We start from the raw sequence: 11,213 nt of genomic DNA, 5'->3' as shown, positions 1-11,213 counted from the left end.
ATTCGGAAAACTGTTGTGTGAATAAGCATTTCTATATCTAGTCCCTCCGGTTATACGGTCTCTTCATTTGCAAATGTACGGCTACAAAGACTGTAGATTACTATTCTGCCGGAATCTCCGTGGAGTTCATACCGTACTTCTCTTTGAATGCCCTCGAAAAATGCGCCAGACTCTTGAAACCGACTTGCAGGTAAATTTCCGAAGCCTTTTTATGATGATTGACAATCAAATTATGGGCTTCCTCCAACCGCCTGTTGATGAGCCATTTCTCCGGTGACAAAGGACTGACTTTTCGGAAATCCCGCTTGAAGGACGTAAGGCTTCGCCCTGTAGAATGGGCAAACTGGGTCAGGGACATGTCGCACATATAGTTCTCGTTCATGAACTCCTCGATGTCTATCTTGTACGACTGGTGGAAGTTGAACAGGTACTTGTAGAACACCTTGTCCGTCTGCAACAGGGCGAGCAGTCCTTCGTACAGTTTCAGTTCCATCAGCTCGGGCGTGGGTTTGACGTTAAACTCGAAATAAGGTTCCAGCGAAAGGAACAAGCTTTTCAGATTGGGCTTCAGCGGGACCTGTATAATGGGCGGGACATCCGGTTTGCTGTTTTCAAAAAACTCCGAGGCGTAGTCCGCCAATACCCCCATCTTGCTTTTTAGGAAATTCCGCCGGAACACGAGAAACACGCCCCGGTATTCCTCCCCGTCGGGCGAGGGTTGCTTCACCACCAGTATGCGCTGGTCGCGGTGCAGGAACACGCATTCGCCCTTGCGGACGACGGTGGTCTTCTTGTCCTGCGTGACGAGCATTTCTCCGGAATAGATATAGATAAGGTAGTGAAAATTCATGAACTTGTCGAACACCCGGCTTTTCGCAGAGTGGTAACAGAAGAATACGTCCGAGTAATTGAACGAGATATGTTCGGGTAAATGTGCCATAGAGTCGATCCGTTTTTACATTTTAGGCAAAGGTAAGTTACTTTTTCCATATCATACAACCGATTTTTGATTTTTTACGACTGTCGGACTTTTCAGGTAAGTAGTTGGGGCTTATGGGATAACCTTGCCGTTTTCTTTTCCCGCTAATTTTGCATCAGAAAAATTAAAGAACGAGAAGATGGAAGATAAAAAGCAGAAAAACGACAATGGAATCTCCCGCCGCGAGATGCTGAAATGGCTAGGGGCGGGAACCATCGCAGCGGCAGCCGGAGCCTACGGATGGCGGCAGACGGTGTTGGGCGGAAAGGACGGATATTCCACGGCAGGCGTCATGCCGGAGATGATTCCTTCTGACCGGATGACTTATCGTACCGACCCGCATACGGGAAAGAAAGTTTCCCTGCTGGGTTACGGGCTGATGCGCCTGCCGGTGAAGGAAGGGGCGAACCCGAACTCGGACGAGGTGGATCAGGACATGGTGAACAAACTGGTGGATTATGCCATGGCGCACGGCATCAACTATTTCGACACGGCGCATCCATACCACAAGGGTATGTCGCAGATAGCCATCGGCAAAGCGTTGAAAAAGTACCCGCGCGACAGCTTCTTTCTCGCTACCAAGATGCCCACGCCCCACATGCCCACCTTGGAGCAGGCGAAGGAGATATTCGAGAAGCAGTTGAAAGATTGTCAGGTGGAGTATTTCGATTACTACCTGTTGCACAACCTCCAGACCATAGAGGTGTATCAGGAAATCTACGAGCGGCGGGGAATCCTTGACTATCTGCTGGAACAGAAGTTTAAGGGACGAATCCATAACTTAGGCTTCTCGTTCCACGGCACCCGTTCTCTGATGGAGTACCTGCTGAATCTCAACCTGCAATGGGATTTCGTGCAGATACAGTGCAACTACCACGACTGGGACCGGGGAGCCGAGCTTCCGGCATGGATGCAGCAGAGCGAACGGGTTCCCGCACGGTGGATGTATGAGAAACTGACGGAGAAACAGATTCCCATCACCGTGATGGAGCCGCTACTCGGCGGCCGGCTGACACGATTGAATCACAGTGCTATCGCCATACTGAAACAGGCTGCGCCAGAGCGGAGTGTCGCTTCGTGGGCATTCCGCTTTGTCGGCTCATTGCCTAACATTCTCTGTGTGCTGAGCGGCATGACCTATATGGAGAACCTGCAGGAGAACATCTGCACGTTCTCGCCCCTGCAACCGCTGTCGGAGGAGGAACACAAGGTGCTGGACGAAGCCCTTGATGTCTTCCTCTGCAACCGTACCGTGCCCTGCACTGGCTGCCAGTATTGCACACCCTGTCCCTACGGGGTGGACATCCCCGCCATCTTCGCCCATTATAACAAGTGCGTGAACGAAGAACGGATGCCGAAAGACCGGATGGACAAGGATTACCGCCGCGAGCGCAGGCGGTTCCTGATAGGCTACGACCGCAGCGTACCGGAACTGCAACAGGCCAACCGCTGCATCCAGTGTGGGCAGTGCGTGTCCAAGTGTCCGCAGTGGATCAATATCCCGAAGGAACTGGAGAAGATAGACCGTTTTGTGGAACGCTTAAAACTAGAAAAATGAAAAACAGGTATAAAGCGTTAAGAGTCTGGGCGGCGGTTGTGTGCTGGTCGCTCATCACGGGGCTGTTCCTCGACTTCACGGGGACGCTGCATCCCTATTTCGGTTTCCTTGCCAAACTGCAATTCCTCCCGGCATTGCTGGCAGCCAACGTACTGGTCATCCTGCTCTGGGTGGCGGTGACTTTCGTGTTCGGGCGCATCTACTGCTCGGTCATCTGCCCGCTGGGCGTGATGCAGGACATCGTTTCCTATTTCTCCGGCAAACGGAAAAAGTTCAAGTACCGTTTTTCCTATTCGCCTGAAAAGAAACTGCTGAGATACGGTGTTCTCGCAGTCTTCACCGTCGCTGTCTTTGCAGGACTGACTGTCATATATACCACGCTCGCCCCATATTCCTCATATGGAAGGATTGCCACCAACTGGTTCGCTCCGATCTGGCGGGGAGTGAACAACGTGCTGGCTTACCTGTCGGAGCAGGCGGACAGTTATGCTTTCTATCATGTGGATATTTGGATAAAAGGGATAACCACCTTTGTCGTTTCCGGCCTTATCTTCGTCGGAATCAGTTTCCTTGCATGGAAGCACGGGCGCACCTATTGTAACACGATTTGTCCGGTGGGGACGCTGTTGGGCTTTATCAGCCGCCATTCGTTGCTGCGCATAACGTTGGACACGGCCAAATGTAATAGTTGTGGCCTATGCTCCCGCAAGTGCAAGGCTGCCTGTATCGATGCCAAGCAGCACCGTATCGACGGCAGCCGTTGCGTCACCTGTTTCACCTGCATCGAAACCTGCAAGAAGGGGGCGTTGTCTTACACGCTGCACTTTCCGTTCAGGAAAAATAGTGCAGCAGATATATCGGAATCCAAGAAAGAGACCGAAAGCCGGGTGGACGAAAGCCGCCGCAAGATGCTGATGCTTACGGCAACGCTGGCAGGCACGTCCATGTTGGCACAGGCCAAGCAAGCCGCCGGAGAATTTGTGGCGGCTACGGAACGTAAGACCATGACCAGACGCAAACAGCAGATTGTACCGCCGGGGGCGTTGAGTGCCCGCAACATGGCGGACCATTGCACCGCCTGCCAGCTTTGCGTGAACTCTTGCCCCAATCAGGTGCTCCAACCTTCCGACAAACTGGAAACATTCATGCAGCCCGTCATGTCCTACGAGCACGGGTTCTGCCGCAGCAACTGCAACACATGCTCACAGGTTTGCCCGGCAGGGGCGATACGTCCCATATCGCTGGAGAAAAAGGTGTCCGTCCAAGTGGGACACGCCGTGTGGATTGCAGCCAACTGCGTGGTGAATACCGACGGGGTGAGTTGCGGCAACTGCGAACGTCACTGTCCCAACGGGGCCATCATGATGGTGGCGAAGGACAAGGATAACTCCGATTCGCTGAAAATCCCGGTTGTGGATGCCGAGCGGTGCATCGGTTGCGGCGCGTGCGAATACGTGTGTCCGGCACGTCCGTTCAGTGCCATATATGTGGAAGGACACGAAAATCACAGAATCTTGTAAACCACGGGAACAATGAAAGATTTAATCGAATTGTTGCATAGGGACGGCAATACGCTGGTTGTGGCGAACGGTGAGGTCTGCGCTTTTCAAGGTCGTGGCATATCCGACCTTTACCACCTGCTCCGTGACGATGCCGGATTTCTGCAAGGAGCCTTCGTAGCCGACAAGGTTGTGGGCAAAGGGGCAGCGGCTTTGATGGTTCTCGGCGGCGTGAGCCGGCTCCATGCCGGCCTGATCAGTGAACCGGCCATTCCCCTGCTGCGGACAAGCCAGATACTGGTTTCCTATGATAAAAAAGTCCCACAAATCCAGAACCGCACGAAAACCGGCATCTGCTCGGTGGAAGCACTCTGCCGCAATGCGGCAACGGCAGGAGAATGCCTGCCCTTGATAGAAGAATTTATGAACTCAACCAGACAATAGAAGAAACAACAGGAATGAAAAGCCTCAAAGAATATTTGCTGACAGGTGCCGTTTTACCGCTTGCATTTCAGGTACAGGCACAGGTAGCCGACACGGCTTCCATAGACAGGACTTACTCCATCGGCGAGGTAGTCGTGACGGGAACACGCAGTGAAACCGATGTGCGACATCTCTCACAGACCGTTTCGGTGGTAAACCGGAGCAAGTTCGAACAGACGATGCAGTCCTCCCTGCTGCCTGTGCTGACGGAACAAGTGCCGGGACTGTTTGTCACCTCACGTGGCGTGATGGGCTACGGCGTGTCGAACGGTGCGGCGGGCGGTATCTCGTTGCGTGGGCTGAGCGGAGGCAACGCCCGGCTGATGGTGCTGATAGACGGGCATCCGCAGTATGCCGGCATCTTCGGCCACCCGATAGCCGACGCTTACCAGACACTGCTTGCCGACCGGGTGGAGGTACTGCGCGGTCCGGCTTCCGTGCTCTACGGTTCTAACGCGATGGGCGGTGTCATCAACATCGTCACTCGGAAAATGCGGGAAGACGGTGTGCGGACGAACTTGCATTTGGGCTACGGCTCTTACAACACGCTGGAAACGGAACTGACCAACCGCATCTGCAAGGGCCGTTTCTCGTCCGTCGTCAGCGGTTCGTACAACCGCACAGACGGACATCGTGCTGATATGGACTTCGAGCAGTACGGCGGCTACGCCAAGTTAGGATACGAACTGACCGACAACTGGAATTTGAGGGGCGACGTGAATGTGACCCATTTCAACGCCTCCTATCCCGGTCCCGTATCTGCTCTGCTGTTGGACGGTGACCAGCGCATCACACGCGGTATGACCTCGCTGGCCGTGGAGAATAACTACGACCAGACTTCCGGCGCATTGAGTTTCTTCTACAACTGGGGAGACCATTGGATAAACGACGGATATACGCCCTCTGCCGGTGAAACTCCGCAGGATGACCGTTTCAATTCATCCGACGATATGATGGGACTTTCCCTGTACCAGAGTACACGCTTCTTCAAGGGCAACCGCATCACCTTCGGGTTCGACTGGTTTCGTTACGGGGGACACGCATGGAGCGAATATGTAAGCGGCGAGAAGGCAGGAACATGCAGCGACATCGTGGACAGGCATGAAAACGAGGTGGCGGGTTACATGGACATACGTCAGGACTTCGGACGATGGCTGACGCTCAATGCCGGTTTGCGCGTGGACCATCACTCCCGTGTGGGTACAGAATGGGTGCCGCAGATGGGGCTGGCGTTTCATCTGCCCCGTTCCATCGAACTGAAGGCATCGGCTTCGAAAGGTTTCCGTTACCCGATTCTCCGTGAGATGTACATGTTCCCGCCACAGAATCCCGACCTGCAGCCCGAGTCGATGTGGAACTATGAGCTGGCTTTCTCGCAACGGTTGCTCGACGGCCGACTGCAATACGGAATCAACCTTTTCTATATCGATGGCAAAAACCTGATTCAGACCTTGCCTAATCCAAATGGGAGCGGAATGCTGAACCAAAATTCGGGGAAAATCGACAATACGGGCGTGGAACTACAAGCAGCATACCGTATCAGTCCGGTTTGGTCGGTGGATGCCAACTACAGTTTCCTGCACATGGAGAATCCTGTCATTGCCGCACCTGAACACAAACTCTATACCGGGGTGAACTTCTCGGAAGGACGCTGGACGGTTTCTACCGGATTGCAGTACGTTGAAGGACTTTACACATCGGTCGGCAAAAAGGAAACGAAGGAAAACTTTGTCCTCTGGAACCTACGCGCTTTCTTCCGTGCATCAAAATGGCTCGACATTTGGGCGCGTGGAGAGAACCTGTTGGCGCAACGCTATGAAATTATGGCGGGTTATCCCATGCCGCAAGCTACGGTTATGGGCGGTATAAACATTAACTTCTGATTAAACAAATAAATTATGCAGACCACAGTAAAACTTTACGCTTACGGCTACAGGGAAGTCAGGACTTACTTTGCAGCCTCCTTGTTCGTTTTGGGCAATATTGCTTTGCCCCAGTTCTTCCATCTCTTCCCGCAGGGCGGGGTGACTTGGCTTCCCATCTATTTCTTCACGCTGGTAGGAGCCTACAAATACGGTTGGAGAGTGGGATTGCTCACTGCCTTGCTTTCACCTCTAATCAATTCCGCGCTGTTCGGGATGCCTCATCTTGCAGCGCTTCCGGCTATCCTGCTGAAATCGCTGCTGCTGGCAGTAACCGCCGGTTATACGGCTTTCCGCTTCAAACGGGCTTCACTCGTTCTCCTCGTCGGAGTAGTATTGGCTTACCAGTTCGTAGGAACATTGGGCGAATGGATGATGAAAGGAGATTTTTATCTTGCCATGCAGGATTTCCGTATCGGCATACCGGGTATGTTGTTACAGATGTTTGGAGGATATTTGTTTATTAACCGCTTCATACGAAAATAGCCATGTTTGGAATAGGAACACAAGAGATAATCTTCATCGTACTGATAGTCCTGCTGTTTTTCGGGGGCAAAAAGATACCCGAGCTGATGAAAGGTTTGGGCAAAGGGGTACGCAGTTTTAAGGAAGGCGTGAAAGGCGTGGAAAACGACCTTGACATAAGAGATGGAAATTCGGTCAAATGACAATATGGAACAGACGGTAGATAATGCTCAGACTGGAGAGATGTCATTTTGGGAGCATTTGGATGTATTAAGGGCTTCCCTTATAAAAATTGCCGTTACGACCGTACTGTGCGGTATTGTGGCCTTTCTGTTCAAGGAAGAAGTTTTTTCTGTTATCCTTGCGCCTAAAAGTGACACGTTCATCACCTACCGCCTGTTCAGTCATATTGCGGAGTGGACGACTGGGGCACATAGTCCCTCCTTTTCCGTCCAACTTATCAATACCGGGTTGGCGGAACAATTTGTCATCCACATGAAAACATCTGTATATATCGGATTCCTGCTTTCATCCCCATATACATTATACCTCTTGTTCCATTTCATTTCCCCTGCTTTATATGAAAACGAAAAAAAATACTCCTTGCGTGTGGTTGGTAGCGGATACGTAATGTTCATTCTTGGAGTACTGCTCAGCTACTTTCTGATATTTCCACTGACATTTCGCTTCTTGGGGACCTATCAGGTTTGCAATGATGTCGCCAACATGATAACGCTCCAATCCTATATGGGAACACTGATGATGATGAGTGTATTGATGGGCATTGTGTTTGAATTGCCTGTATTATGCTGGCTGTTGGGCAAACTTGGCATATTATCCGCCGGATTCATGAGGCGTTTCCGCAAACATTCAATTATTGTGATTCTAATAATCTTCGCTATCATTACCCCCACATCGGACGTATTCACCTTGTCTTTGGTGGCATTGCCCATCTGGTTGTTGTATGAGATTAGCATCTTGATTGTCTGTAAATCAGGAAAGTATAAAATTTATATCAATTAAAAAATGTTTCAGTATGAAAAGATGTAAAATTTATAACTCACAGCTATCAGCATAACGGACGGATTCATATCCATAAATATTCATCTTTCCAGTTTTTGTAAAATCCCATAGCTGTAATGTCTACTGAAGGGAAACAAGCCAATAGATTGGCAATCTTTTCATTGAAGTTGTTATTTGGAGAAACGGATGCAAGGAAATATCTGATTATACATAACCGGTAAAAAATCCTTTTCTTGTCTATTTTCGATGTGTCAATCCATATGCTTGACATTTTGCGTGGTTCTGCCGGGGTCAGCATAAAATCCCTGTTCCATACCCTCGCATGGTGGCAACACATGTTGCGAAGATTGGCAAGCACTGTCAGCCACGAGGTAAACACCTGCGGTTTCAGTCCGAAATAACCGGCTATGCGTTTCATCAACTTATTGCTGGCGATGTTAGAATAGATGTAATTCAGATTCCCGAAAGACAGCACTTCCATTATCATCCATGCCGGAGGATAGCTTTCAACATAATTACGACTGAAATCCTCGATGTAACCTTCTTTACTCGATGTCAATTCCTTTTCTATGATAGCCAATGTCTGGTTGAATTTATCCGCATTGGCAAAATATTCCGGCTTTGTTATCCAATACTTATCGCCAAGCTCTTGACATCCTATATTAGCCAGTATACTTCGTATGGCAACCTCTATTTTTTCAATTTCGTTGAAAAGGAGTATGCGCAGTTTCTTGTCAAAGCGGTAAAGCGTCAGTGCTTGTTTGAAAGTCGTTCCATCTTTTAATACCAAATCATCCTTGGGACTTTTATAAAAAGGATAAATATAGGCAGATAACCGATGATAGCCGATGTTCATCAGGTAATTCTCAACTTTCTGCTCATCTTCCATGAGCATACCACGTGTCTTTAATATCTGAACAATCTGTTTCGGTGAGGAATACGGTTTGGTGAAATTTGATTTCATATAGGTTAATAAAAAAACGACCCGCCGATTTGAGCATCGTTGAGAGGCTTGGCAGGTTCTAATGCTGCAAAGGTAACAAATCTTTTTTAAGTACCAAAATATTTGATAACTTTGTTCTCAAAACTGCATTATGGATAGTTTGTAAAAGCATTGATAGCCGTTCAACCGTCCTCTTTTTGAAACATAACTAATGATGCCAAAATGGTACTATTTTTTACATATTCCATTTTGTATATCACATAAATTGTATGATATCAAATAGTTATAAAATAATTTAGATTGTTGCCCACCACTATAATGATTCACGATGTTTATGAGAATGAAGTTTATAATTTCAGGCATTCTGATTGCCACTATCGGGCTTGTACTATCGCACACGTATCGCCCGTATGTTTATGAGAACCATATTAATGATTTTCATCAGGCAGATGTGATAGGCAGTGTAGTTTGCGTACCTGCTGCATTACCGATTATGCCTATTGTTTAGGGTTTCAAGCGGCAGATAGATAGTAAATTCCGTAAATTCTCCTTCTGTGCTGTTGACGAATATTCGTCCCTCATGCGCCTTAATCACCTGGTCAACAAAGTTCAGGCCCAGTCCGAATCCTGAAGCTCCGTTTCTGCGGCTCCGTTTTGCCGCCGCTGCGCGTTCATACTTCTGGAAAATGACTTTCTGGTCGGCTTCTGATATACCCAGACCATTGTCGCGTACTTTCAGGATGGTGTAGCGTTCGCTTTCTTCAGCCGTGATGTTTATTTCCACACTCTCCTTTGAGTATTTGATGGCATTGTCAATCAGATTACTTATTACTTCACCCAGATAATCGTTGTCTGCATAAGCTGTTTTGGCCTGCAAGCTGATTATAAAGTTTACAGGTTTCTGTGCTTTGGCCTTGAATTTCTCAGTCAGTTTCTCTATTATCGGTGTAAGCTCAACTTCCGTTCTGTTCATCTCCAGTTTATGGTTCTCCAGTTTGGAAATTGTAAGTATCTTGTTGGTGAGAGCAAACAGATGGTCTGTTTCGCTTTCCGCTATGTTCATGTATTTGTTTTTTATTTCGGGTTTGCCTTCCAGTCTTCCGCTTTTCAGCATATCCTGTACCATCATAATAGTGCTTAGTGGTGTTTTCATGTCATGTACCATGGCGTATGAGAAGTCTTCACGGATTTGGGAGATCTTATTGATTTTTGATATTATTCTTACTTGATAGATTATGCAGAATACAACAAAAATGAGAAGTATAGTTGTGGAAACTAAGAGTATCCCCATTTTTTGAAAAAAGAATTTATTTGGATTAATAATTTGGGCTTTAATAACATATGAGAAGTCACTCCTAATAGGGATTTTCTGTGTTTCGATATAAAAAAATGAATAATGTGCGTTCCCTTTATTTTGTATAATACTATCCCCTTTTAATAGATATAGACAAAAGCGATTATTAATATTTTCTTCTTCTAGAATCTGTTTATAATATTTTGCTATTGTATCCAAAGAAATAGGTTTTCCAAGTTCATCTAATGATTCTTGCATATAAGCAAATTCCGGTATATCTTTTCCACTATCACTTTGGGGCCTACTTTTAACCATTGTTCCTTGTGGTAAAGAACCCAATCTGGAAAATGTTTCAGCATTAATAGCATTCTCTAACAGATGACTTGTTTTAAATACTATTTCATTTTTGTTAAATTGGTACGAACTGTATAACCATATAATTTGTATTAGGACTAATATAAAAAGACCAGATATCGTTATTATTTTTATATATTTTCTCATTTAGCAGTTTTATTGCAAAGTTAATAACATTATGCAGATATATAACTAAAGTTCTCGCAGAAAACTTCTTAACCTAAAGATAACGTATTGATAACATAAACTCCTGTTCTTTGCGCATACCTTTGCAGTATAAGAAATAACAAAAGAAGTCTAACTTAAAAATTAAATTATTATGATAGCAGAATTAATCATTTCAGCAGTAGCGTCAGTGTCTTTGTCAACACCAAAAGTTGTTTATAATGTAGCTTCAGAAGATAAGAAAGTTACAAATATTGAGGCTTATTCTGTAAGTGAAGGTAAATATCTTAAACGTATGTATAAGATAAACTTTATCTATAACGCAGATGGGGAAGTCACCGATAAGAATACTTATCAGTGGGATGAAAGAAATTCCGGTTATATATTGAAGGAGACTGAGAAGTTTACCAAATAAAATTCCTCAATTTCTCTCTTAAAAGTTTAACTCGATAATCTCTGATATTCTGTATGTTTTATACCGGATATCAGAGATTTTTATGGATATACATGGTGTATTATACGTATATG

General features: G+C 46.9%; 12 protein-coding genes. 9 read left to right on the top strand and 3 right to left on the bottom strand.

Annotated elements, in window-relative coordinates; translation table 11 throughout:
- Positions 1–100 precede the first annotated feature (100 nt).
- Positions 101–940, bottom strand: a complete 840-nt coding sequence (locus Q0486_RS12710) for an AraC family transcriptional regulator (RefSeq protein ID WP_299233951.1) — start codon at positions 938–940, stop codon at positions 101–103.
- Between the two features lie 178 nt (positions 941–1,118).
- On the opposite strand from Q0486_RS12710, the gene Q0486_RS12705 reads away from it, so the two are divergent.
- Genes Q0486_RS12705 through tatC form a run of 7 tightly spaced genes read left to right on the top strand, consistent with a single transcriptional unit; the run spans position 1,119 to position 7,929 of the window.
- On the top strand, positions 1,119–2,537 hold the full coding sequence (locus tag Q0486_RS12705) for an aldo/keto reductase (protein ID WP_299233948.1): 1,419 nt from the start codon (positions 1,119–1,121) through the stop codon (positions 2,535–2,537).
- Positions 2,534–4,057 (top strand): 4Fe-4S binding protein, encoded by a 1,524-nt coding sequence (locus Q0486_RS12700; RefSeq protein WP_299233945.1) that lies wholly within the window; start codon positions 2,534–2,536, stop codon positions 4,055–4,057. The genes Q0486_RS12705 and Q0486_RS12700 overlap by 4 nt, the downstream gene beginning before the upstream one ends.
- A gap of 12 nt (positions 4,058–4,069) precedes the next feature.
- A complete protein-coding gene (locus tag Q0486_RS12695; protein WP_299233942.1) occupies positions 4,070–4,480 on the top strand; it encodes a DUF1893 domain-containing protein in 411 nt (136 codons plus the stop codon).
- 14 nt (positions 4,481–4,494) lie between these two features.
- The gene (locus tag Q0486_RS12690; protein WP_299233939.1) at positions 4,495–6,402 is read left to right on the top strand and encodes a TonB-dependent receptor; all 1,908 of its coding nucleotides are present in this window, start codon (positions 4,495–4,497) and stop codon (positions 6,400–6,402) included.
- A 15-nt stretch (positions 6,403–6,417) separates the two neighbouring features.
- Positions 6,418–6,927, top strand: a complete 510-nt coding sequence (locus tag Q0486_RS12685) for an ECF transporter S component (protein WP_299233936.1) — start codon at positions 6,418–6,420, stop codon at positions 6,925–6,927.
- A 2-nt stretch (positions 6,928–6,929) separates the two neighbouring features.
- Positions 6,930–7,109, top strand: a complete 180-nt coding sequence (locus Q0486_RS12680) for a twin-arginine translocase TatA/TatE family subunit (RefSeq protein ID WP_299233933.1) — start codon at positions 6,930–6,932, stop codon at positions 7,107–7,109.
- Between the two features lie 40 nt (positions 7,110–7,149).
- The gene (gene tatC, locus Q0486_RS12675) at positions 7,150–7,929 is read left to right on the top strand and encodes a twin-arginine translocase subunit TatC (protein WP_299234176.1); all 780 of its coding nucleotides are present in this window, start codon (positions 7,150–7,152) and stop codon (positions 7,927–7,929) included.
- A gap of 64 nt (positions 7,930–7,993) precedes the next feature.
- Here tatC and Q0486_RS12670 read toward each other — a convergent pair whose 3' ends face one another.
- Positions 7,994–8,893 (bottom strand): Abi family protein, encoded by a 900-nt coding sequence (locus Q0486_RS12670; RefSeq protein WP_299233930.1) that lies wholly within the window; start codon positions 8,891–8,893, stop codon positions 7,994–7,996.
- Positions 8,894–9,206: 313 nt separating this feature from the next.
- Here Q0486_RS12670 and Q0486_RS12665 point away from each other — a divergent pair, with 313 nt between their 5' ends.
- Positions 9,207–9,380 carry a hypothetical protein gene (locus Q0486_RS12665; protein ID WP_299233927.1) on the top strand — a complete coding sequence of 58 codons (174 nt, stop codon included), beginning with the start codon at positions 9,207–9,209 and terminating at the stop codon, positions 9,378–9,380.
- Here Q0486_RS12665 and Q0486_RS12660 read toward each other — a convergent pair.
- On the bottom strand, positions 9,357–10,163 hold the full coding sequence (locus Q0486_RS12660; protein ID WP_299233924.1) for a HAMP domain-containing sensor histidine kinase: 807 nt from the start codon (positions 10,161–10,163) through the stop codon (positions 9,357–9,359). The genes Q0486_RS12665 and Q0486_RS12660 overlap by 24 nt on opposite strands.
- Positions 10,164–10,839: 676 nt before the next feature.
- Between Q0486_RS12660 and Q0486_RS12655 the strand changes: the two genes are divergently transcribed.
- The gene (locus Q0486_RS12655; protein ID WP_258322053.1) at positions 10,840–11,100 is read left to right on the top strand and encodes a DUF3836 domain-containing protein; all 261 of its coding nucleotides are present in this window, start codon (positions 10,840–10,842) and stop codon (positions 11,098–11,100) included.
- Positions 11,101–11,213 lie beyond the last annotated feature (113 nt).

It is taken from the genome of uncultured Bacteroides sp. (assembly GCF_937912035.1).
GTDB lineage: Bacteria > Bacteroidota > Bacteroidia > Bacteroidales > Bacteroidaceae > Phocaeicola.
This window is presented reverse-complemented; position numbering and strand designations above follow the sequence as displayed.